Source organism: Chryseobacterium pennipullorum (genome assembly GCF_003384725.1).
Taxonomy (GTDB): Bacteria; Bacteroidota; Bacteroidia; order Flavobacteriales; family Weeksellaceae; genus Chryseobacterium; species Chryseobacterium pennipullorum.
Map to the genome: position 1 here is coordinate 93,861 of NZ_QNVV01000016.1, position 21,770 is coordinate 115,630.

Consider the following 21,770-nt stretch of genomic DNA (forward strand, 5'->3'; position numbering starts at 1 on the left):
GGCAAAAAAATTATATATGTCAGAATTCACCCACCTCAATAACAACAATGAGCCTGCTATTGTAGATATTGGCAGCAAAAAGATCACTAATAGAAAGGCAGTTGCCCAGGCAGTTATTTCCATACCTAAAAATGTATTGGACGCTTTGCAGAGAGACGATTTCAAGACAAAAAAAGGATCTGTCTTCCAGATTGCAATTATTGCCGGAATAATGGGGGCAAAGAAAACCAGCGAACTGATTCCTTTATGTCATCCGATCGGACTTGATAACTGTAATGTACACATAGAGCTGAACGACAGTAACGAAATTGTGATCGAATGCACAGCAAGCATTGAAGCTAAAACCGGTGTGGAAATGGAAGCACTTACCGGTGCTTCCGTGGCAGCGCTAACTATTTACGATATGTGCAAGGCATTGAGTCATGATATATTAATCAGAGAGATAAAATTAATAGAAAAAACCGGCGGAAAAAATGATTTCAAAAGACCCTGATATGACATCTTCAATAAATGGCCTCGTTCTGGCTGGTGGTAAAAGCAGAAGGATGGGACAAGCCAAGGATCTGCTGAACTGGCATGGAAAGGAACAGCGCTATTTTGCAGCAGATCTTCTTGCACCGTTTTGTAGTGACGTTTTTATTTCCTGCAGACAGGATCAGCTGGAAAACTTTGATCCGCAATATAACGTTATTACAGATACATTCCTGGATATGGGGCCTTTCGGGGGAATTCTTTCTGCGTTGCGTGCCCACAGGGATAAAGCATGGCTGGTCGTTGCCTGTGATCTTCCTCTTCTGGATCAGCGATCTTTGGAATATCTGGTACAATCCAGAGATCCGGAAAAAGCGGCCACTACCTATGAAAGTCCTTTTGACGGTCTTCCTGAACCGCTTATTACGATTTGGGAACCCCGGAGCTATCCTCTCCTGCTGCAGTATTGGGGTATAGGAAATACGTGCCCAAGAAAGGTCCTCATACACAGTGATACGTTGATCCTGAAGCCCCCTCATCCGGATGCCCTCATGAATGTAAATACCCCCGAAGAAGCATTGAAAGCACAGGAATTTTTAAAGAAATAAAAGAAACATCAGCAAATACTCACTACAAACAATGCATTATGAGTCCTTCTTTTGAACGTTATCAGTGTCAGATTGCCTTACCGGGATTCGGTATTGCCTCTCAGGAATTGCTTACCAATGCCAAAGTCCTGATTGTAGGTATGGGAGGTCTTGGCTGTCCCGTTGCCCAATACCTTACCTCTTCCGGTGTCGGAACTATTGGAATGGTGGATGATGATACTGTTTCGCTAAGCAATCTGCACCGTCAGATATTATATACTCCCGATGATATCGGCCTTTTTAAAGTGGATGTAGCTTCCCAAAAGCTACAGATACAGAACCCTTCAGTTAAGGTGATTCCGTATACATTGAGAGTTTCTTCTTCCAATGTTATGGAGCTGATCTCAAAATTCGATCTTATTATTGAGGGAACCGACAACCTTGAAACCAAATGTCTGCTGAATGATGCGTGTGTGCTGGCAAAAAAACCTTTGGTGTATGGCGCAATTTATCAGCATGAAGGACAGGTAAGCCTCTGGAATGTTCTTCAGAAAGACGGTTCATATTCCCCAAATTACCGTGATGTTTTCCCGAATGCGGAGCAATCCCAGATCCCGAACTGCAGGGATGGCGGAGTAATCCCTACCCTGGCAGGAATGGTAGGCTGTATGCAGGCCAACGAAGCCATAAAATACCTGACACGGTCTGAAGATATCTTGACAGGAAAACTCTGGATGATCAATCTGCTGAGTGGCAGAACACAGATTATTAAGCTTAAAAAAACGTCGTTTGAGATTACGGACCTTCCCCTGACTATTCAGCTGATCAGTTTGGATGAGTACAGGCAGAATCCGAAAGGCTTTGAAACCATAGATATACGCACCCGGGAGGAGCATCAGCAGTTCAATATCGGAGGACTTAATATTCCTCTGAATGAAATGGAGCATCATTTTCAGAAAATTTCTGGTATTTCAATCCCCATAGTCCTCTACTGTCAGTCAGGAAAACGCAGTACAGAGGCGGCAAGGATGATTAAAAAAGCCTTTCCGGAGAAGGAAATATTTTCTTTAAAAGACGGCATCGGGGCCCTAAAAAATTAAGATTTTCTCTGCTTTACGGTATCAATCTATAATATTCTGGTGAATTTGTGGTGAAAGTACCGTCTGCTCTCCGGCCAGCTCATGAATAGTCTCATCGATCATCACACACATGCTATTAAGCGCCAGATCGTTAGCTTCTGTTCCAAACGGTTCTTCAATTTCATCAGCAATGGCTTCAAAAGCCACAAAGGTATAGGCCACAAACACAACAATAAGCGGGGTGAACCACTCCAGGGAATCTACCAGGCCAAATGGCAACAAAAAACAGTAGATATAGACCGTCCTGTGCAGTAATACTCTATAGCTATAGGGAATCGGAGTAGAAATAATCCGCTCACATCCTCCTACAATATCGGATAGCTTATCGAAATTTTCATCAAACCGGGCCTGCTGAATAGAATCGATAGCGTTTTCATCTTTACCTCTTTGAACCCATTCCGCCATCAGCCTCATAATAACTGCCGGCTTGTATTTTGTGTTCATCACGGTTGTCAGGTGAGGTTCCTGAAGTCTGCTCTTCAGATCTTCATATGGATCCGTACTCCTTAGCTGGTGTTTCAATGCAAAAATAAAAGCGCTCAAAAATCCTATAAATTCAGGTACCAAAAGACGATCATCATCCTGCTTTTTCAGCGTCAGGGCCTGGCGTGTCAGGGATCTTGCCGTGTTGAGCAATGCGCCCCATAATTTACGCCCTTCCCAAAACCTTTCATAGCTGGCATTGTTCCTGAATCCTAAAAACAAAGCCAGTACAAATCCAAACAAAGTCAAGGGTGCTGGATTGAGAGGAATTTTAAGGGAAAAGATCATGCCGTGCAGATAAACGACCCCCAGAGACAGGATAAAAAGCAGAGAAAGTCGTGGTAACAGTCCTGGCAGGACAGAGCCATGCCACACAAAAAGCATTTTGAACCAATGTTCTTTTTTTCTTATAATCATATCCTTTCCGGGATTCCTTTATTTAAAATTAGTTTTTGAGGTGTCCGATCACCAGAGATTCCAGCTGATAAGCACTTCGGGCAGGTTTTTTCTCGCCTTCAGCAATAATCCGGAGCGGACCTTTTGATTCCGGCAATGGTTTTCCATCAACAGTATCGGCCACCATTACAATTTTGTCAGCAATGGAAGCATCCAGTTCTGCCAATGAGAACAGGACCTGGTATCCATCAGCGCACTTTGCGAGCACATATTGAAAGATGTTCGCCATGCAGCTCTTTTCCTGAAGGAACTCCGGCCATGGTAAGAATGTCCCTTACCAAAACTCCCCGATACTGATGTACATTTCCATCTTTATCCTTTAATGAGGCCTCTTTTCTGGGCATTTTTTCTAAATCGTTCAGCGAAAGCTCCAGCGGTGCGGAAACCTCACCATTCACTTTGAGCTTAAATCCGGACTGACACCACACCCAGCCTGAAACAAATAATAACGCCAAAGGCAGTATTCTCTTCATACGACAATGCTTTAGGATCAATCGTTACGGTCTTTGAACAGCACCACGGTAAAGCATTTCATCTACTTTTTTATAGACTTCGGGATCGTGCTTTCTTATTTTGATTTTAACGTATTTGGAGGCCGGCATATTGCTCTCTTTCACCACGTTGTTCACCGACACCAAGACATTGGTTTCCGGGAAATACGTGACTGTATTCTTTTCAGGAATCTTGTAGGAAACAATGATAAAAAGAGGGGCTACCCTTTCGATACCATCATCATAATTGTAAAGATCTACCCTATCTCCCGCTTTGAATCCTGCTTTATCGATATCCTTCTGATTCATAAAAATCACACGCCGTTCATTTTTAATTCCGCGATAGCGGTCATCCAATCCGTATATGGTGGTGTTAAACTGGTCATGCGTACGGGTGGTTGCCATCATATACTCATCGTCAGCCAGGATATTGTCCGGTATTTCCGTTAAAGTGAAGGGAGCCCGTCCCCCCAGATCTTTGGCAAATTTCTGCTCGTCTCTTGCTGCATTGGGCAAATAGAAGCCTCCTTTTTTTCTTGCACGAGTATTGTAATCTTCAAATCCAGGAATGCATTGCTCAATATCATCCCGTACTGCGTCATAACTGTCATGATACCGCTGCCAGTTGACTACAGAGCGGCTTCCGAGCGTAGCCATAGCCATACGGCAGACAATCTGCGTCTCATTGATCAGATTATCGGAGACAGCATCCAGCATGCCTCTTGAGCTTTGAACAACGCCCATTGAATTTTCTGTCGTAATAAACTGCAGTTCATTATTGACAATATCTTTATCACTTCTACCGTAAGTTGGCAGGACCAACGCTTCTTTTCCATGAACAAGATGACCCCTGTTCAGTTTTGTAGATACACTCACCAGCAGGTTCAGCTTCCTCATCGCATGGGCTGTATATGTGGTATCAGGAGTAGCGGAAATAAAGTTTCCTCCCATACAGAACATGACTTTTATTTTTTCTTCATGAATCGCCTTTATGGCCCGTACCACATCATACCCATGTTTTCGGGGCATAGTAAAGCCATAAAATTTTTCAAGGCGGTCAAGCTGTTCATCGGTAGGTTTTTCATCGATCATCATCGTTCTGTTTCCCTGTACATTACTGTGGCCGCGGACAGGGCAAACGCCGGCTCCCGGGATGCCGATACTTCCTTTCAGCAAGAGAATATTGAGAATCTCACGGATCATATCCACTCCGTTAGGCTGTTGGGTAAGCCCCATTCCCCAGCTGATAATGATTCTCTTTTTAAAGGCTATCATTTCTGCAGCTTTATAAAGATCTTCTTTAGAAACTCCTGAAAGCACAGCCAGCTCATCCAGCTTATAATGGTCGAACTGCTTCAGGAAATCTTCATAGCCTACCGTCTTTTCACGGATAAAGGTCTCATCAAAAATCTGACCCGGATTATTTTTTTCAAATTCTAGTAATAATAATTCAAGAGCCTTCAGCAACGCCATATCACCGTTGATCTTTACCGGCAGATAAAGGTCGGCCAGCTGAACCCCTCCTCTCAGAACATCTTTTACGCTTTGTGGATTGATGAAGCCCATCAATCCTGCTTCCGGCAGCGGATTGACAGCAATAATTTTAGCGCCGTTATTTTTTCCTTTTGCCAGGGCACTCATCATTCGTGGTGCATTGGTTCCCGGATTCTGTCCGATAATGATAATCAATTCCGCATCATAAAAATCTTCGAGCGTAACGGTCCCTTTCCCGATTCCAATCGTGGGGCGCAATGCAGAACCGGAGGTCTCATGGCACATATTGGAACAGTCGGGCATATTATTGGTTCCGAATTCTTTGGCAAAAAGCTGATACACAAAAGAGGCCTCATTACTGGTACGTCCGGAAGTATAAAAAGCCGCTTCATCAGGAGATTCCAGGGCATTGAGGTGTTCTGCAATTTTTTTGAAGGCATGATCCCAACTGATAGGTTCATAATGGGTCGCACCGGGTGCCAGATACATCGGATCTGTAAGTCTTCCCATTTTTCCGATCTGATAATCATCTAATTGGGCAAGATCATATACAGAATTCTGTTTAAAGAATTCCGGTGTTACTCTTTTCGTAGTCGCCTCTTCGGCAAGGGCTTTGGCTCCATTTTCACAGTATTCTCCAAGAGCAGAACGTTCATCATCAGGATCGGGCCATGCACAGCTTGGGCAGTCGAAACCATCCATCTGATTCATTTTAAAGAGGGCGCTTGTTCCCCGGACCAATGTCTTTTCTTCAATCAGATCACCAAAAGCCGCCATTACGGCAGGTATACCTGCAGCTTCTTTTTCTACATGGGTAAGCTTAAGGTCCAGTAACGTGTAAGGATTTTCAGCATTGGGCTCTCTGCTGATTTCTTCTTCTACTTTCTTTTTGTTATTGTCTTCCATAGCCTTGATTTTTTTATGGTAATCAACAGGTGAGATTGGGATTCGGATAGTTATCACTCTGATCTTCCATGGTATTGTCTATGCATACAAAGTCTTTTTCCACCAGAAGTTTTACCAATCCGGTCTGGCCTTCAAAACCTACGGTATCTGTTGATACCAAGGCATTGACCATTGCTTCAGGTATTCTCATCACCATTCTGTTTTCAATAAATGCAGCGGACAGGACGTCATCATTTACCCTTTCAATCATATAGATGAATGGTCTGTCTACAAATTGGGTAACGCTGGAAACAATTCCTTTTTCATTAAGTTCTGAAACTTCTGACTGCGTTAAACGGAACCTGATCGAATTGTCTTTTATTCTAATTTTCATCGCTTGTTATCGTATTGTTAATGGTCATCTGCATAAGAGATTGGCGAACAGCCCGATGGCCGATCCATAACCGTTATTTTATTTCTGTATTATTTCGTGACACTTACTTTTATGGTATATATTCACCCGGTTATCGCGAAGGAATCCCAACAGGGTCATATCAAATTCTTTTGCCAGGTCAATGGCAAGGCTGGAAGGAGCGCCAATGGCAGCGACAAACGAAATACCGGCCATTGCAGCTTTCTGTATCAGTTCAAAGCTGGCCCTCCCACTTAATACTAAAATTTTATCATCCAGGGGAAGCTGTTCTGTAGCCAAAGCATGGCCAATAAGTTTATCCAGTGCATTATGCCGTCCCACATCTTCCCGTAAAGCCAGTAAATTTCCTTCCTGATCAAAAAGACCTGAAGCATGAATACCTCCCGTTGTTCTGAAATTGTTTTGAAAAGACTGTAGTTGGTCTGATAACCGGTACAGGGTATCAAAGGTTACGGTATACTTTTCCTTTCTGCTATTCTGAAAAGCACTTACCGTTCGTATTGATTCTATGGACCCTTTACCACAAACCCCACAGCTTGATGTTGTATAAAAGTTACGGTCTGCCTTCATCAGCTGGGGAGAACAGTCTTCAGCGAGGTTCACAATCATTATGTTTTTACGGTTTCTGGAGCATTCTGCTTCGTGATGTTCCGCTTTTACAATCTGATGATAGCCCGAGATAATTCCTTCTGTAAATAAAAATCCGATGGCCAGTTCTGCGTCATGGCCGGGAGTCCTCATGGTGACGGATATGTTTTTACTTTCTCTACGGTTTTCAAAACTATAGGAAATCCGTATCTCCAGAGGTTCTTCTACAGAAACATCATCAGTACAGGGGAAAAAGTCATGACCTTTTACCTTGATAATTTCGATCTGCTGTACAGATTTATGGTCTGATAAACTGGTTTTCATATCTTGTAAGGAACTGGTATAGTAAATGTACGAAAATTAATGGCTCATATTATGGATGGGCCGAAACCCATTCTTCTCCATCGTCAAAAATCTCTTTTTTCCAAATGGGAACGGTCTCTTTGATCGTGTCAATCATATATTTGCAGGCATCAAAAACAGCCTCCCGGTGGCCTGCACTTACAACAATAATAATAGCGGCATCGCCTGGAAATAATATTCCGGTACGGTGATGAACGACAATGTTCTTGACCGAAAATAAATCAATTGCCTTATCGGCTATTTTCCTTATCTCCTTCATCGCCATAGGCTGATAGCATTCGTACTCCAGCCGGACTACGGATTTCTCTTTGGTCACATTACGTACAGTCCCTATAAATGTGGACACCCCACCGCTTCCAAAATCCTGAGCTGCACTAAGGCATGCTGTGATATCTAGCGTATTTTCTGTTATGTTTATGTCAATCATTTGGTGTGAATATTCGCTGCAAAAGCAGTGTATTATTACAAAAGCATTATTAACCCAAGAAATTTATCCGCCACTTACAGGTGGGATAATCGCTATTTCATTGATACTGCTTATCAGCTGGTCGTCCTCCGCATACTCTTCATCCACAGCGACAAAATAGGCTTTCAGTCTTTTAAGTTCCGGAAATTCTTCTTCCAGTATATTTTTTAAGTGTTGTACAGTCAGAGCGTCTTTTATTTCTATTTCTTTTTCTGACGCTCCAAAAATATCTTTCGCTATTCCGAATGCTAATATCTTGATCTTCATTTCTTTGATTTAACTTGATTTACCAATATTTTATTAAAACATTTACGCCCGCTACCAATACCAGTATGGCAGTCATTCTTTTTATGATCAAAGGGTTCCATTTCAACGACAATCTGGAGCCGGCCTGACCTCCGATAAACACCGCTAGGCCCAAGCCCACAATCCTGAAATAGTCCATATCAACGGATAATTTTGATAGCTGTCCGCTAATTCCTGATAAAGAATTAACCAGGATAAAGACGCTGGAGGTTGCCGCGATTTTTCGTGGGGTATCCCATTTCAGCAAATTGAGCATGGGAGAAAGAAAAATTCCTCCGCCTATTCCTACCAACCCCGATAAAAATCCAATTCCCCCTCCTAAAAAACTATTTCTAACGAGCGAGGTAGTCGTACCCTCGGCTCCGGCATTTTCATATTGAGTTCCTGTTTTTATCCATAACAATAAGGCCGCAATCATTAAAGTAATCCCTAAGATCAGAAAAAATGTTTCCTGGCTTATCTTCAAAACAGCCCCCCAATAAGCCATCGGGACACTTACCATGGTGATGGGAATCACTTTCTTCCAATCTACCTGCTTATTTTTAATATAAATATAAACTCCGCCTATGACAACAATAACGTTGCATACCAATGCTGTAAGGCGTATTTCCTGATAGGGAAGACTGTACATGGCCAATACAGCAAGATAGCTGGATCCTCCTCCAAATCCTACGGAGGAATAGACAAAAGCGATGACCAGAAAGAACAAAAAGATTTCCCAATGCCCCATATTATTTCTCAGATTAATATCATTACAATAATACTCATTTTAGAGCTTGTTTGTTACGGTCCGTCCAAAAGTCTATACTTTAATTTGTGATAAAAATATCCCAGATTGTGTATCCTGAAAATAAAATGATGTACCCTTCAACAGAAACCTCCAAATCCTCAGAATTGAAGGTTCTGTGAAGTAATTTAAAAAAACGGTCTATCATGGTCCGGGACCATGAATCAAATACCATCGTACAGTTTCGCGAGAGCGTCCTTTTTTATCATGAGGGTATCTCCGTCTTTAATTTTTTGTTTCTTATGCAGCAATTTGCCCTGATACTCAATGGCATCTGCCTCCATGAGTCTGTCGAACCGGCTTGCCGAAAGATGTAAACACATTCTGATCACTGAAGATATCCTGATCCCAAAATCAAAAGGATATTGGATGGTAAAGGAAATGATGTCTCCATCAGAATTCATAATCTCTTCTATTAAAGGATACCCAATCTCATAGGCTACACTGTCCGGATCTGCTTCAACATGATTTTTACGTTTTATTTCATGACAAAAGGCATACTTCCAGGCTGTTTCCCGATCGTTTTCCAACATTCTTCCGAATAAATCTTTAGGAATTGATTCCGCCCTGGTTCTGGAAAACAGGGTCATATTAAATGTATTTTTACATTTTACACACCTGTAAATTAACCAGATATCAATATTTTTTTTCTGTGCGTTCAGCCTGAATTTATCACTGCTGTAAAATCTGCTGCTGTCACAATGGTTGCATTTCTTTTTGATGAGAGGAGTATTTTTTGCTTTAACCTCCCAAATATATTCTTGACTCATTACTTATTTCTGTGCTTAGTATTCTTTGTGAGTTTTTCATATTGATCACCTATTGAAATCCTGAAACAGCGGAATCTTCAGAAACCGGAATAGCAGAATGCATTTGCTGTAACAAGCAATGCGATGATTAATATGATTAAATGAAAACCTGCTCAGGCAGAATTGCCCGAACTAAAGAATGATCAGCCTGTGGTTGTAAGACTGATACTAAGCTGTAATAAGTTTCAGAGTGTTCCTCAAAACAATATATTTACTTGGTTATGATAAAAGTAATCAATTTTGAGGAAATATAAGGCGATCATTTCAAAATATGTTCCTGCTTTCAGAAATACAGCCGGATGACTGACAATGTGTACTGCTGGTCGTGAACTATACAACAAACAAAAATTGAACTGTACAACAAACCGAACTGTTCTCTTTTCAGCGAAATTTGCTGTATTAAAATCATCAAAATGATACAGATTAACACAATTTACATCAATGGCGAATTTGTTTCGCCTCATGGCGGAGAAACTTTTGATCTTATCGATCCGGTTACCAATACTAAAACCGGAGAAGTAATGCTAGGAGATGAGACCGACACGCAAAGAGCAATAGATGCGGCAAAAAAGGCTTTTACAACATTTTCAAAAACAACCAAAGAACAACGTATTGGCTTCCTTTGGAAACTACACCGTGCTGTAAGCCAACGGGAAGATGAGCTGATTTCCGTTATGGTAAGTGAATACGGCGGCACTCTGCAATTCTGCAGAATGAGTGTGCAACATGCCCTGTCAGCTTTTACGAATACCATCACCACTCTTGAATCTTTTGACTTTGAAAAAACGGCGGGGAATTCAAAAGTGCGGCTGGAACCCTTGGGTGTTGCAGGAATTATCACTCCATGGAACGCCAGCAACAGCTTTATCTGTAATAAACTGGCAACAGCCATCGCAGCAGGCTGTACTGCTGTTATCAAACCAAGTGAAATGAGCGCCAGGCAAACCCAGCTTATCACAGAATGCTTTCATGAAGCTGGTTTGCCACAAGGAGTGTTTAATATAGTAAACGGTTTAGGAGATAGGGTAGGAACAGCGATTACCCATCATCCTGATATTGCTAAAATATCTTTCACCGGATCCACAGTAACGGGAAAGGCCATTGCCAAAGGGGCGGTAGACACAATGAAACGGGTAACCCTGGAACTTGGCGGGAAATCACCTAATATCATCCTGGATGATGCAGATTTGTCACAGGTTATTCCTATGGCTGTTTTGGGTGTTTGTATGAATAATGGTCAGGCATGCATCGCTCCTACCCGCCTTCTTGTCCCGTTCAGCAGGCTGGATGAGGTGAATGAACTGGCCAAAAGAGCCGCCGCCCAGATAAAGGTGGGAAATCCGGGTGAAGAGGATACGGATCTTGGCCCACTGGTCAGTGTCAGACAATATGAACGGGTTCAGGACTATATCAGGATCGGGCTTGAAGAAGGCGCTACCCTTCTTACCGGTGGTGAAGGAAAGCCGACTGGACTTGAAAGCGGTAATTTTGTACAGCCCACCATTTTTACAAACGTACGCAATGAAATGCGCATTGCACAGGAAGAAATTTTCGGTCCCGTACTGTCTATTATCCCTTATACAAATGAAGAAGAAGCAGTTACCATAGCTAACCATACGATGTATGGACTGGCGGCTTACATCAGTTCTTCCGATCGGAACCGGGCAGAAAAACTGGCTGCTCAGATTGATGCCGGAAGGGTTTGCATCAATGGATTTTCACATGACCCCTTTGCACCTTTCGGCGGATTTAAACAGAGCGGTATCGGCAGGGAATATGGAGTATATGGGCTGGAAGCCTATCTGGAGCCTAAAGCGATCCTGGGATAATTATATTGTATTCTCACAACGGCATCCGGAGATCATTTTTAAGCTTGGGTGGTGAGGATTTTTCATTTTTCAAACAGATGCTGCAGAAAAGTTTGTATGTTTGGAAAAAAGACTAAAAGCCTTTTTTAAACGATGAGCGAAAATACTACCCTTCTTCCGATTAACTTTTCCTGTCACTTTTCAGAGTTCAGAGAGGGAGAACAGTTTGCGCAGTTTCATAGCCTGGGGCTGATTATCTCAGGCGAAATGGAGCTGAACGACGGTACCACAAAAACTGTTTTTAAGGAAGGTGACCTTTATTCTTCACGGAAAAACCGGTTATTGAAGTTTGCAAAATATCCTCCCAAAAATGGAGAGATCAAAACGGTAAGTCTGTATTTTGACGATCAGCTATTACATGATTTCAGTCTTGAATATGGATATAAGGCAGAGAAAAAAGAGAATACACCTGCCTTTATAAAGCCTGATCACAAAGCCCTCCGGGCTTTTATGAATTCTCTTTTGGTGTACGAAGAACTTCCTGCTTCCCCGGAATTGCTGCAGCTAAAGAAAAAAGAAGCATTATTGCTGATGCTGAATGATGACCCCACCCTTAAAGATATTTTATTTGATTTTTCGGAACCTCATAAGATTGACATTGAAGCGTTCATGAATAGAAATTTCCATTTTAATGTCAACCTTGACCGTTTTGCCTATCTCACCGGAAGAAGTTTATCATCATTCAAAAGAGATTTTCAGAAAACCTTTGGTCTGCCACCAAGACAATGGCTGCAGCTCCGGAGATTAAGAGAAGCCCATTTTCTTCTCACTCAAAAGGGCAAATCAGTTTCTGATATTTATCTTGATCTGGGATTTGAAAATCTGTCGCATTTCTCTTTTGCTTTTAAAAAACAATTCGGGTATCCTCCCAGTACAATACAGGTAAAATAGACCGTAGTTTACTACCCGGAAAAATGGCATGGCTGTATGAATTGAAATATTTGTCTACCTCATTAATTGGCAGCGGGATCTACCAGCTCTGTACTGAGACCTAAAAACTTCAATATGTTTTTTTTGTCAAAAAGTAGAGTTGCATAATGGCTTCCTTTTTTGAATGTCATTTTTGAGCCCCCTGAAAATTCACTGTCATCACCAAGCTTTCCTATTTTTGCTCCATACTTAGCGAATTGGGTGTTGGCATCCTGTAATGTAGATTGGTTCATGGTAAGACCAAAAGGCAGTCCTCCCACGATCACTGATTGATCTTCAGGAATGTCAAAAAACATTTCGTTTACAGCATTGTTTTTCCCGAGGCTGCAATACAGTTCAAGACCTGACGGGGTGAGCCATTTAGCATATTTTTCATCATTGGCATCTTCATAGAAAACAGTCTTTACCTGAAGGGCTTTGGAAATTTTATCGGGGGTCTGCGGAAAAATAAATTCAGAATGGGTATTCAGTAAGGAATTGAGATTCGCTTTTTTCTGAGAAAATACAGTGACACTCACGAATTGAAAAAGAAGGGTGAACGCTAAGGTGAACGATTTTATCTTCATAAGGGTTATTATTTTTTAGTTTTTAAAGATATTAAAATTTGACCATTGAAGGGTAAATACCTCATTGAATTGTGATGCAATAGTGATCTCCTACTCTACGCAAAGTGATAAAGAAAAATGACATCGCCGGTATACGCCGGTTTTATCTGATCTTTAATGAGCAGCTTCGCCTCCACTACTACTTTCACCGTTCCTCTGAGGTCTTTTACAGATTTTACGGTGGCCTGCAGCTGTACTTCACTGTTGACGGGAACAGCCTGTTCAAACTTAAAATTCTCAATCCCGTAATTAATTTCCATTTTTACATTTCTTACTTCAGCAATCTGCTTCCATAGATAGGGAATCAGGGATAATGTAAGATAACCATGAGCGATAGTGGATTTGAAAGGGCTTTCTTTTTGTGCTCTTTCCTGATCGGTATGAATCCACTGATGATCCAGAGTCGCAAGGGCAAATCTGTCAATCTGTTCCTGATCTATTGTGTGCCAGGAAGAAACTCCCATCATCCTGCCTTCAAGCGCTTTGTATTCTTCAAAACTGTTGATAATTATCATATCTCATATTTTTTACCCTCTTTCATGAGGGTATTGTTGGTGTATAAATTGATTACAGCTGATTGCCATCAGATCTGCTTTGGTTTTACCATTCAAATATCAGACCGCATCTGCCCGGAGGTGAATAAAGTAGAACCGGATACAAAATCTAAGGAAAAATTTAAGTTTTACATGATATTTATTCTCCCAATCCTCAAAAAAAACCTCTCACAAAAAGCAAGAGGTTTCATTTCTTTAAACAATAGGTCCGGAAACTTAAAAAGTGTATGGACTCTAAAAAAGTAAAAATCTGAGAATGGGTTGGTATAGAATACCATTTCCACCTATCTTCAGATGAGATTTTTATTACGCTAACTTTACGTTAACAGCATTTAAACCTTTTTCTCCTTTCTGAACCTCAAAAACTACTTTATCATTTTCGCGGATCACTCTTGTGATTAATCCTGAAGAGTGTACAAATACGTCTTTACTTCCGTCTGCCGGAGAAATAAACCCGAAGCCTTTTGCTTCATTAAAAAATTTTACTGTGCCTTCTTGCATGGTAATTATATTAAAAATTAAATGTATTATGATCTGTAATCTTTTACAGATTTTATTTTTGAAATGAACTGACAGGCATTGTAAAACCTATCACATTCTGAATTTTTTTCATGTCAATCCGCTCATCAACATCACAAAAGGATACCACATTCTCCTCTGTCCCTGTTGCTGTAGTCTCTGCTGTCACTTCTATGGGAGCATTCAGGAGAGTTTCCGCAAGCTTCCGGATACCTAATGGCATCGTTCCGGAAAAAAGTAAGGTCTGTCTTTTATTGGGAACCAGCTTTACAACATTTTTTACGTCATTGATCAATCCCATGTCAAGCATCTTGTCCGCATCATCCAGCACCAACATTTCAATTTTTGACAGGTCCATCGGTCTTTGGCTGACCAGATCAAGGAGTCTTCCGGGAGTAGCTATCAGAATATCCACTCTTTTTCTCAGGGCAGCGAGCTGGCTGCCTCTAGAAACGTCTCCATACACAGAAAGCTGGGATAATGGCAGATATTTACTGTAGATTTTAAAGTTTTCCTCAATTTGTATCGCCAGTTCGCGGGTAGGGGTAAGGATTAAGGTTCGTACTTCTTTATGGTCCGGAGTATATTTTTTTAGCAACTGCAGAATGGGCATGGCAAAGGCTGCTGTTTTTCCGCTACCTGCCTGAGCACATCCACGGATGTCTTTTCCTGCTAAAATATGGGGAATGGCGTTATATTGTATTTCTGTAGGCCTGGAGTATCCCGCTTCTGTTGCCGCGCGGATAATTGGATTAATTAAATTTAGATTTTTAAAACTCATTATACATTCCGGCCTTCCGGTATTTTGTCATAACCCTGTTGATCAGAATTTGAATTGGTATTATATAAGGGTAGACAAAATAAGAATATTTCTCCTGCTTACCATCTTGCTTGCTTCGGCCATCAACATACCATCAAATAGTATTGGACAACCTGCAATAACGTATCGCTCCTATTGATGATACGACGTTTATAATCTTTTGATTTCCTAAGATTATAAATCGGTAGCTGAAAAAGCAAAACTGAAAGAAAAAATTGTGATTTTAAACTATGACAGAATAGCAAAGGCAGTGACCTGTTTTATCAATATGCTGCAAACTTACGATAAAAAAAACGAACAAAGCAATATTTAAATAACTGATTATCAAAAAATTATTTGTACATTTAGCAAGTTAAACCCAATTGTTTGCAGACGCGGATGATTCTAAGCTCCAAAACATGCAAACTACCCTTCCCCTACCACAACTTCAAATTTCAGAATTGAATGTTTCTCATATTAGAATTGCCTATTTTATTATGGTACATCATAAAGTTGAAGTATTTAAAGCTATGTTTGAGAAGATCTATACCAGAGATCAGGTCTATCTCATCCATATTGACAGAAAAGCAAAAGCAGAGACAACGGAAGAAATACAGCTGCATTCTGCTCAATTCCCCAACGTTTATATTTTGGACAGCATGAATGTTGTGTCGGGTGGTTTCAGTATGATCCAAGCCGAGCTCAACGCTATGGAATTTCTTCTGAACGTAAATAAGGAGTGGGATTATTTTATCAACCTGAGTGGTGAAGATTACCCTCTTAAATCACAAAATATCATCCGTAAGTTTCTTACAGCTAATAAAGGCCGAAATTATTTCTTTTATTATGACCAGAAATTTTACAGGCCCGATACCCTGCAAAGAATACAAAATCATTTTACAGAACTGGCCTATATGATCTCCTCACTGGTTTATAAGAGAGAATTTATGAAAGGCGTCATACCATTTATAGGTGGAAAATGGTTTATTTTCACAAGAGAAACCTGTGCATTCCTAACCAATAATAAAAGGGTAATGGATTTTGAGGATTATTATCTACATACTTTTTTACCTGCAGAATCCTTTTTTCAAACAGTCCTCATGAACACATCTTTTCATGATATTATTGTGAATGATGATAAAAGAGCTGTATTTGAGAAATCACTTTTCCAGAATAAGCAGGACACTCTGAATTATATTGAGGATCTAAAATCCGGAAATAAACTGTTCATACGTAAAATCAACAACAAAACGGATGAGAGTATTTTGAGGTATATTGAAGAAAGCTTTCTTTATCCTTTACCAGAAATTGACGAAGTAGAAAGAGAACTCAGAAGAGATGATCGTTACAATAACTGAATTCTTACATACTTTTTAAAATTTATCTCAGCATTATTTGGAAAAAACAATCAATCTGGAAAACAATCCCATGCTATCGTTTGGTTTCAGCAAAGATAAAATTAAAATTGTTAATTTAGCTTATTAGCAGAACTATTTCATGCTTAAAAATATTCTTTACAGCTTCAATTTCAAGCCGATTCAGTATCAAAGTGCTTTTTCACTTTCTATATGATATAGAAAATCACATCAGTAAAAACCTCCCAAAAAAGGAGGCTTACAATAATAATTATATATGAAAGAACTCCTGCTATAAAACCCCTAGCTCGTAGGGGTCGGAAAAATAAAATCAAATTAAAAATAAATAACTATGGATTATTGTGTTTTTTTTGACTATTTATTCTTTGAAATATTTATTTTCCATGTGTAGAAGGTACCCTTTTCTAAGAATAAAAACTAATATTCTGTAAGTTATTGTCAGTAATTCACTATTTATAAAATAAAATGAGGATAAACAGTGATTGGATAATGGTCAACCCGTTATTTTATAAATAATTTTATTTCAGGTTTCATTATTTTTTATTCGTCAAATTGAAGCAATTCGGAGAGTAAAATCAGTAAGGAAGAAGATCTCTGATTTAATCAGACTTAAATTACTGACAATCATACGGTTTACCCCTCACAGCCACCCATTATCTTTATCCTGACATCTACTTCCCAGTGATTTTAAGGACATCCTTCTTTTTAGTAGCCTTCTGCATGCTTACAAGTACATTTCTTGCCCAACGCACTTTTGCATGATTGGGAATCAGGATAATCAATTATAAAAAGAAAGATTTAAAGAGTAAATGACTAAAAATAAGGAGAGATTACTTCTCTTTTGGCGAACAAGTAAGAGTAAGCAAGTTTGTTAAAATGTTGCGAAATAAGAATACAAATATTTACACATGTTCGTCTAATAGTAAATCCGTCTTTCTTTAATATGTACCAAATTATCTCTTTCCATTTTTTTTATCGTACGGATTACGGTTTCCACCCGTAATCCTGTCATGTTTGCAATCTGCTGTCTGGTCAGTGGGATGATATTCTTTATCTTCTGCTTTCCCCAGTGGTATTCCTTATAATAGTCCATCAGCGCTTTGATCTTGGCTTGTGGATCTATGGCTGAATTATTAAAAAGCATAATATACTTGTAGAAAAGCCTATCAGACAAGTGTTCAAATAATCTAAACATAACCTCCTGATTTTGGGATAGCAGCTCAAGAAAGTTTGCTTTTGCTAATTTATACACTTTTGTATTGCTGTTTGCAACAGCATTCATAGGATACTTTTTGTTACCAAAAAGCAACGACTCTCCTATACTTTGACCTTCAGAAAGAATATTCAAAGTAAATTCCTTACCGTCTTCGTGATAATTATTGAGTTCTACTGTTCCGCTTATGATCTGGAAATAATAATAAGGTGTATCTCCATTTTTATAAATAATCTCCTTCGCGGAATACTCCTCACACACTGCTCCAAAATTGAGCAAAAGATTTTCATCAATTATCATAACTTCAATTTTATGCGTTTATGGTTACAATGTTGATCTTAATAAAAATTGGAGTCAAACGATATACAAAATCCAGACCACAACTGATGGGCATATTAAAAAAATAAAGACTGCAAAGGTATTAACAAGCCTTTAACCTATAACTCATTTTGATGATATCAATCACTATTAAATCAAAAAAATGGAAGTAATCTCTTTTTTATTATTATATAATATTTAAATGATATGGCTATTCTCCGAAAGTAATCAGTCTCCAATTTCTTATTCCCATTTTGTGTCAGGATGGATTTATATCATTTCCAAGGAATGGTTATTAATCTAAAGTGAAGTATCATTCTTAGGAATAATATACTTTATATTTCACCAGCATTATACCGGATGCATAATCCTGTATCTCAACCAGTTTAAGCTTATGTGCATGCTCTATATTTTGAAAGAGAGGTTTACCCTTACCTAATATAACGGGATGTATGGCCAGTCTTAATTCATCAATCAGATTAAGATTAAAAAATGTAGTGGCTATTTTGGCACCCCCGTAGAGCCAGATGTTTTTGCCGGGCTGCTGCTTAAGCTCCCGGACTTTTTCTTCAATATCTGAACTGATAAAAATAGCCTCTGTACCATCCTCTTTCATCGTTTTTGAAAACACATATTTTGTTTTGCTATGCATCAGATGATAGGCATCTTTTATTTTTTTTCCAGCATTTTTCTCAGGCTGTATATTGCCCCATTTTTCATAGGCTACACGCCCGTAAAAAATAAGATCTTTATCGCTCAGGATTTCGGTAAGAATGTCTCCATAGTCAACGGTTTCATCCTTTACAATCCAATCCAGCTCCCCATTGGGTCCCTCGATAAGTCCATCAAAGGATATGGCAAGGTTTAATATAACATTTCTCATTTTATGGTTCGTTTATATGAGCCCTTTCCCGCGTTTCACCTGTTCCTCATCCTGTTCACTGATGTACAAAACAATTTTGAAATGATCTTCAGAAACATTAACTACATAATGAATGACAAAACTCATTTCTTCTTCAACAGATAAAAATTTCGCGCTCCAGGTTACCCGGGCGTTTACAAAAGATTCATTCCATTGAACAGCAACGATATCTTTCACTCTGAGTGATTGCATGCCTGCTTTTTTATTTGCAGCAAATACTCCGTTCAGCCATTCTATGAATTTCTCATCATTCCTGAATACGGCTGTTTCTTTTTCGCCCACCATAAACTGATCGGCATAGCATTGAGCTAATCTATCCGCGTTGCCGATCATGGATAGTTCTGCATAATGTTCAAAAAAATCTTTCATTGTTGTAAGATTAGAATAATCCGGTACATTCCCTGTTGGGAAAAGTCAGAGTAATGTTAACTTGCATTTACCAATGCAGGCATTCCATTGGTATGAAAGCTAACCAGTGCATGCCTTAGAATGTCAATATTCCTTTATCAATTATTATTTGTAATAATTTAAAAAACAAAAATAGCGCCATTTGTCAGAATGGGCCACCACATAACTCACCACATAACCTATTGTATACCTGCGGCATATATTTTATTTTAGAAAAAATTTACTCCTTTATTAATTGTTTATTCACAAAGGGGCAAATATCTGTGAAAATCCATATCATCTGTGGTTCAATATGATAACAGCCGGGATAGGAGTCAATAAGAATAGTTTTTTGGTTCAGATAAAACTAATTTTGTATTTTTAAATCATTGATATCTTTTCTATACATTGAATAAGCCCTACAACATATCATCTTTTCTACAATATATTGGCATCAATACTGCCAATACGGGTGCCATACAGGTCATCAATTATGATCAACATCAAAATATACGATTACAGTCCGAACCTGTACAACTGGATTTTTATCTGATAGCCATTAAAAACAATATTGAAGTAGATCCACCTGTAGAAGGGATGTCGAGTTCGTATTTGTTTTTGGATAAACCCGGTAACATCATGGAATGGGATCTGGCTAATCCATTTTCAGGATATGGAATTTTCATTGACACCAGCCTAGTATACAAGTTTGTAAAATATTATTCATTCACGGGATATGATCATCATGAAGCATTATTTCTTACAGACCGGGAGAGCAAACTTCTTGATGATTTATTTTCCAAGGCTTATGAAGAATACCATCGCAACAATTTTTCGCAAGATGTACTCGTTTCCTATGCCATGCTGATATTGGCGTATACCCGAACTTTTTACGAGAGGCAGTTTGAATCCCGAAGTATAATATACAATAAAGTAGTTGCCGATTTTCACCGGCAATTAGACCAATATTTTGGTACAGGAAACAACTCCAGTCAATTTCCTACTGTTGCTCATTTTGCCGGTAAGGCTAATCTTTCTGTCAATTATTTCGGAGACCTCATCAAACATTTCACAGGACAGTCACCGATAGAGCATATTCATCAGCACATCATTCAGATTGCCAAAAAAGAACTGCTTGAAACGAAGCTTTCGATCAATGAAATTGCCTATGGTTTAGGCTTTGAATACCCCACCTATTTCACCCGATTTTTCCGCCAAAAAACAGGTTTTTCACCTACCTCTTTTAGAAAACAGTAAAATGTTTCGCTTTTACAGTATTTTGTTTTCACCTATCTGGTGCTGATCGTCATACATTTGTTTTGTTCACAGGATCAGAATGAACAGCATCATTGTTTTAAAAAATCTTTGAATTAACATAGTGTAAAATAGTAATAACACCTTAAATTAGAAAATGAAAGAGTCAGTAACCTTCAAAAATTTGTATTGGGACGTAGCAGCAGATGTATACTACCCGCCCCACTTCGATGAAAATCAAAAATACCCTGCGATCATCAGCGCTCACCCCATCGGAAGCTGTAAAGAACAGACTTCCGGAAATGTATATGGAGAAGCATTCGCCAATGCTGGATTTGTTGTATTGGCATTTGATGCCTCTTTTCAGGGGTCAAGCGGTGGAGAACCCAGATTTATTGAAGATCCTACTTTGAGAGTGGAAGATTTCCGATGTGCCTGTGATTATTTGGTCACTCTTCCTTACGTTGATGAAAAACGGATGGGTGTTCTAGGAATCTGTGGAGGTGGCGGATACGCGATCAATGCCGCTATGACAGAAAAGCGTATCAAAGCTGTGGGAACTGTTACAGCCGTTAATTATGGAAGATTATGGAGAGAAGCATTTGGTAATTGGGATCCTATCGGCGCGCTGGAAAAAATCGCTGAACAACGTACAGCTGAGGCACGCGGAGCAGAACTGCGTGTTGACGATGTTCTGCCACCCTCTGTAGAAGCTGGTAAAGCTGCAGGTATTAAAGATATTGATGTACTGGAAGCAACGGATTACTACAGAACATCAAGAGGCCAGAAACCCAACGGTCTCAACCGTTCTTTATACTCACACAATAGTGCAGCTATTGGATGGGATGCTTTTCATTTGGCAGAAGTATTACTCACGCAACCATTAATGATCGTTATTGGTGATCAACCAGGAGGGTTTGCTGCTTACAGAGACGGAATGGAGATTATCCGCAGAGCAAAATCAGAGAAGAAAGAATTGGTTATTGCTGAAGGGTGGTCACACTATGATTTATATGACCAACCGGAACCAGTAAAAATAGCTTTAGACCAATTGATTCCTTTTTACAAGGAAAATCTTTAAAAAAGCATGGGTAAATGCGCGAAAAATTAAACGGCGCAACAAGCTATTTTCAATTGTGAATTAGAGAAATAAAATGACGCTATTTTTGGTAGTATCTCACTAACTGTGTAAGTTAAAAAGTTATTCTGGAAAATTTTGAGCCCTTACAGCTCAAAAAATTTTACGGAAATAACTTTTTATTATTTT

25 protein-coding genes are annotated in these 21,770 nt (G+C 39.5%); 8 read left to right on the forward strand and 17 right to left on the reverse strand.

The features are described 5' to 3' along the window. Nucleotides 1-16 precede the first annotated feature (16 nt). From moaC to DRF67_RS16195, 3 genes are read left to right on the forward strand one after another with little or no spacing between them, the layout of a single operon-like run. A complete protein-coding gene (moaC, locus tag DRF67_RS16185) occupies nt 17-493 on the forward strand; it encodes a cyclic pyranopterin monophosphate synthase MoaC (RefSeq protein ID WP_115929334.1) in 477 nt (158 codons plus the stop codon). 1 nt (nt 494) lies between these two features. After that, nucleotides 495-1,079 (forward strand): NTP transferase domain-containing protein, encoded by a 585-nt coding sequence (locus DRF67_RS16190; RefSeq protein ID WP_228435829.1) that lies wholly within the window; start codon nt 495-497, stop codon nt 1,077-1,079. A 38-nt stretch (nt 1,080-1,117) separates the two neighbouring features. Next, nucleotides 1,118-2,158 (forward strand): HesA/MoeB/ThiF family protein, encoded by a 1,041-nt coding sequence (locus DRF67_RS16195; RefSeq protein WP_115929336.1) that lies wholly within the window; start codon nt 1,118-1,120, stop codon nt 2,156-2,158. A gap of 21 nt (nt 2,159-2,179) precedes the next feature. Here the strand turns inward: DRF67_RS16195 and DRF67_RS16200 are convergent, their stop codons facing one another. The 10 genes from DRF67_RS16200 to DRF67_RS16240 form a co-directional block, all read right to left on the reverse strand. Next, the gene (locus DRF67_RS16200; protein WP_115929337.1) at nt 2,180-3,097 is read right to left on the reverse strand and encodes a bestrophin family protein; all 918 of its coding nucleotides are present in this window, start codon (nt 3,095-3,097) and stop codon (nt 2,180-2,182) included. Between the two features lie 28 nt (nt 3,098-3,125). After that, complete coding sequence (locus tag DRF67_RS21825; protein WP_228435830.1) at nt 3,126-3,365, reverse strand: molybdopterin-binding protein; 240 nt, start codon at nt 3,363-3,365, stop codon at nt 3,126-3,128. Beyond that, nucleotides 3,325-3,609 (reverse strand): molybdopterin-binding protein, encoded by a 285-nt coding sequence (locus tag DRF67_RS21830; protein WP_228435831.1) that lies wholly within the window; start codon nt 3,607-3,609, stop codon nt 3,325-3,327. The genes DRF67_RS21825 and DRF67_RS21830 overlap by 41 nt, the downstream gene beginning before the upstream one ends. A gap of 24 nt (nt 3,610-3,633) precedes the next feature. After that, nucleotides 3,634-6,027, reverse strand: coding sequence for an FdhF/YdeP family oxidoreductase (locus tag DRF67_RS16210; protein WP_115929338.1), 2,394 nt, complete (start codon nt 6,025-6,027; stop codon nt 3,634-3,636). 22 nt (nt 6,028-6,049) lie between these two features. After that, nucleotides 6,050-6,400, reverse strand: a complete 351-nt coding sequence (locus DRF67_RS16215; protein ID WP_115929339.1) for a DUF7009 family protein — start codon at nt 6,398-6,400, stop codon at nt 6,050-6,052. Nucleotides 6,401-6,478: 78 nt separating this feature from the next. Beyond that, nucleotides 6,479-7,351, reverse strand: a complete 873-nt coding sequence (gene fdhD / locus DRF67_RS16220; RefSeq protein ID WP_115929340.1) for a formate dehydrogenase accessory sulfurtransferase FdhD — start codon at nt 7,349-7,351, stop codon at nt 6,479-6,481. A 49-nt stretch (nt 7,352-7,400) separates the two neighbouring features. After that, nucleotides 7,401-7,817, reverse strand: coding sequence for a molybdenum cofactor biosynthesis protein MoaE (locus DRF67_RS16225; protein WP_115929341.1), 417 nt, complete (start codon nt 7,815-7,817; stop codon nt 7,401-7,403). A 63-nt stretch (nt 7,818-7,880) separates the two neighbouring features. Further along, a complete protein-coding gene (gene moaD / locus DRF67_RS16230; RefSeq protein WP_115929342.1) occupies nt 7,881-8,123 on the reverse strand; it encodes a molybdopterin converting factor subunit 1 in 243 nt (80 codons plus the stop codon). Nucleotides 8,124-8,142: 19 nt separating this feature from the next. Next, entirely contained in the window at nt 8,143-8,892 is a 750-nt protein-coding gene (locus DRF67_RS16235) for a sulfite exporter TauE/SafE family protein (RefSeq protein WP_115929343.1), read from the reverse strand. 221 nt (nt 8,893-9,113) lie between these two features. Then, nucleotides 9,114-9,719, reverse strand: a complete 606-nt coding sequence (locus DRF67_RS16240) for a DUF1062 domain-containing protein (RefSeq protein WP_115929344.1) — start codon at nt 9,717-9,719, stop codon at nt 9,114-9,116. Nucleotides 9,720-10,171: 452 nt separating this feature from the next. On the opposite strand from DRF67_RS16240, the gene DRF67_RS16245 reads away from it, so the two are divergent. After that, nucleotides 10,172-11,587, forward strand: a complete 1,416-nt coding sequence (locus DRF67_RS16245; RefSeq protein ID WP_115929345.1) for an aldehyde dehydrogenase family protein — start codon at nt 10,172-10,174, stop codon at nt 11,585-11,587. A gap of 132 nt (nt 11,588-11,719) precedes the next feature. Then, nucleotides 11,720-12,517, forward strand: a complete 798-nt coding sequence (locus tag DRF67_RS16250; protein ID WP_115929346.1) for a helix-turn-helix domain-containing protein — start codon at nt 11,720-11,722, stop codon at nt 12,515-12,517. 62 nt (nt 12,518-12,579) lie between these two features. On the opposite strand, the gene DRF67_RS16255 is transcribed toward DRF67_RS16250, so the two are convergent. The 4 genes from DRF67_RS16255 to DRF67_RS16275 form a co-directional block, all read right to left on the reverse strand. Next, nucleotides 12,580-13,122: a hypothetical protein gene (locus DRF67_RS16255; protein ID WP_115929347.1), complete on the reverse strand. Its 543-nt coding sequence runs from the start codon at nt 13,120-13,122 to the stop codon at nt 12,580-12,582. Between the two features lie 95 nt (nt 13,123-13,217). Next, the gene (locus DRF67_RS16260; RefSeq protein ID WP_115929348.1) at nt 13,218-13,676 is read right to left on the reverse strand and encodes a MaoC family dehydratase; all 459 of its coding nucleotides are present in this window, start codon (nt 13,674-13,676) and stop codon (nt 13,218-13,220) included. 345 nt (nt 13,677-14,021) lie between these two features. Further along, nucleotides 14,022-14,216, reverse strand: coding sequence for a cold-shock protein (locus tag DRF67_RS16270; RefSeq protein ID WP_115929350.1), 195 nt, complete (start codon nt 14,214-14,216; stop codon nt 14,022-14,024). A gap of 52 nt (nt 14,217-14,268) precedes the next feature. Beyond that, nucleotides 14,269-15,015, reverse strand: coding sequence for a DEAD/DEAH box helicase (locus tag DRF67_RS16275; RefSeq protein ID WP_228435832.1), 747 nt, complete (start codon nt 15,013-15,015; stop codon nt 14,269-14,271). A gap of 437 nt (nt 15,016-15,452) precedes the next feature. Here DRF67_RS16275 and DRF67_RS16280 point away from each other — a divergent pair, with 437 nt between their 5' ends. Continuing rightward, nucleotides 15,453-16,391 (forward strand): beta-1,6-N-acetylglucosaminyltransferase, encoded by a 939-nt coding sequence (locus DRF67_RS16280; RefSeq protein ID WP_115929352.1) that lies wholly within the window; start codon nt 15,453-15,455, stop codon nt 16,389-16,391. A 934-nt stretch (nt 16,392-17,325) separates the two neighbouring features. Here DRF67_RS16280 and DRF67_RS16285 read toward each other — a convergent pair. The 3 genes from DRF67_RS16285 to DRF67_RS16295 form a co-directional block, all read right to left on the reverse strand. Next, nucleotides 17,326-17,922: a Crp/Fnr family transcriptional regulator gene (locus DRF67_RS16285; RefSeq protein WP_115929353.1), complete on the reverse strand. Its 597-nt coding sequence runs from the start codon at nt 17,920-17,922 to the stop codon at nt 17,326-17,328. Between the two features lie 337 nt (nt 17,923-18,259). Then, nucleotides 18,260-18,823, reverse strand: a complete 564-nt coding sequence (locus DRF67_RS16290; protein WP_115929354.1) for a dihydrofolate reductase family protein — start codon at nt 18,821-18,823, stop codon at nt 18,260-18,262. 12 nt (nt 18,824-18,835) lie between these two features. Then, nucleotides 18,836-19,231 (reverse strand): hypothetical protein, encoded by a 396-nt coding sequence (locus DRF67_RS16295; RefSeq protein ID WP_115929355.1) that lies wholly within the window; start codon nt 19,229-19,231, stop codon nt 18,836-18,838. A 426-nt stretch (nt 19,232-19,657) separates the two neighbouring features. On the opposite strand from DRF67_RS16295, the gene DRF67_RS16300 reads away from it, so the two are divergent. After that, nucleotides 19,658-20,506, forward strand: coding sequence for a helix-turn-helix domain-containing protein (locus tag DRF67_RS16300; protein ID WP_228435833.1), 849 nt, complete (start codon nt 19,658-19,660; stop codon nt 20,504-20,506). A 154-nt stretch (nt 20,507-20,660) separates the two neighbouring features. Then, complete coding sequence (locus DRF67_RS16305) at nt 20,661-21,584, forward strand: alpha/beta hydrolase (protein ID WP_115929356.1); 924 nt, start codon at nt 20,661-20,663, stop codon at nt 21,582-21,584. Nucleotides 21,585-21,770: the final 186 nt, after the last annotated feature.

Excerpts from the sequence above, each read along its gene's own strand:
- moaC (WP_115929334.1), top strand. The coding sequence starts at position 17 with ATGTCAGAATTCACCCACCTCAATAACAACAATGAGCCTGCTATTGTA.
- DRF67_RS16190 (WP_228435829.1), top strand. The coding sequence starts at position 495 with ATGACATCTTCAATAAATGGCCTCGTTCTGGCTGGTGGTAAAAGCAGA.
- DRF67_RS16195 (WP_115929336.1), top strand. The coding sequence starts at position 1,118 with ATGAGTCCTTCTTTTGAACGTTATCAGTGTCAGATTGCCTTACCGGGA.
- DRF67_RS16200 (WP_115929337.1), bottom strand. The coding sequence starts at position 3,097 with ATGATTATAAGAAAAAAAGAACATTGGTTCAAAATGCTTTTTGTGTGG.
- DRF67_RS21825 (WP_228435830.1), bottom strand. The coding sequence starts at position 3,365 with ATGGCGAACATCTTTCAATATGTGCTCGCAAAGTGCGCTGATGGATAC.
- DRF67_RS21830 (WP_228435831.1), bottom strand. The coding sequence starts at position 3,609 with ATGAAGAGAATACTGCCTTTGGCGTTATTATTTGTTTCAGGCTGGGTG.
- DRF67_RS16210 (WP_115929338.1), bottom strand. The coding sequence starts at position 6,027 with ATGGAAGACAATAACAAAAAGAAAGTAGAAGAAGAAATCAGCAGAGAG.
- DRF67_RS16215 (WP_115929339.1), bottom strand. The coding sequence starts at position 6,400 with ATGAAAATTAGAATAAAAGACAATTCGATCAGGTTCCGTTTAACGCAG.
- fdhD (WP_115929340.1), bottom strand. The coding sequence starts at position 7,351 with ATGAAAACCAGTTTATCAGACCATAAATCTGTACAGCAGATCGAAATT.
- DRF67_RS16225 (WP_115929341.1), bottom strand. The coding sequence starts at position 7,817 with ATGATTGACATAAACATAACAGAAAATACGCTAGATATCACAGCATGC.
- moaD (WP_115929342.1), bottom strand. The coding sequence starts at position 8,123 with ATGAAGATCAAGATATTAGCATTCGGAATAGCGAAAGATATTTTTGGA.
- DRF67_RS16235 (WP_115929343.1), bottom strand. The coding sequence starts at position 8,892 with ATGGGGCATTGGGAAATCTTTTTGTTCTTTCTGGTCATCGCTTTTGTC.
- DRF67_RS16240 (WP_115929344.1), bottom strand. The coding sequence starts at position 9,719 with ATGAGTCAAGAATATATTTGGGAGGTTAAAGCAAAAAATACTCCTCTC.
- DRF67_RS16245 (WP_115929345.1), top strand. The coding sequence starts at position 10,172 with ATGATACAGATTAACACAATTTACATCAATGGCGAATTTGTTTCGCCT.
- DRF67_RS16250 (WP_115929346.1), top strand. The coding sequence starts at position 11,720 with ATGAGCGAAAATACTACCCTTCTTCCGATTAACTTTTCCTGTCACTTT.
- DRF67_RS16255 (WP_115929347.1), bottom strand. The coding sequence starts at position 13,122 with ATGAAGATAAAATCGTTCACCTTAGCGTTCACCCTTCTTTTTCAATTC.
- DRF67_RS16260 (WP_115929348.1), bottom strand. The coding sequence starts at position 13,676 with ATGATAATTATCAACAGTTTTGAAGAATACAAAGCGCTTGAAGGCAGG.
- DRF67_RS16270 (WP_115929350.1), bottom strand. The coding sequence starts at position 14,216 with ATGCAAGAAGGCACAGTAAAATTTTTTAATGAAGCAAAAGGCTTCGGG.
- DRF67_RS16275 (WP_228435832.1), bottom strand. The coding sequence starts at position 15,015 with ATGAGTTTTAAAAATCTAAATTTAATTAATCCAATTATCCGCGCGGCA.
- DRF67_RS16280 (WP_115929352.1), top strand. The coding sequence starts at position 15,453 with ATGCAAACTACCCTTCCCCTACCACAACTTCAAATTTCAGAATTGAAT.
- DRF67_RS16285 (WP_115929353.1), bottom strand. The coding sequence starts at position 17,922 with ATGATAATTGATGAAAATCTTTTGCTCAATTTTGGAGCAGTGTGTGAG.
- DRF67_RS16290 (WP_115929354.1), bottom strand. The coding sequence starts at position 18,823 with ATGAGAAATGTTATATTAAACCTTGCCATATCCTTTGATGGACTTATC.
- DRF67_RS16295 (WP_115929355.1), bottom strand. The coding sequence starts at position 19,231 with ATGAAAGATTTTTTTGAACATTATGCAGAACTATCCATGATCGGCAAC.
- DRF67_RS16305 (WP_115929356.1), top strand. The coding sequence starts at position 20,661 with ATGAAAGAGTCAGTAACCTTCAAAAATTTGTATTGGGACGTAGCAGCA.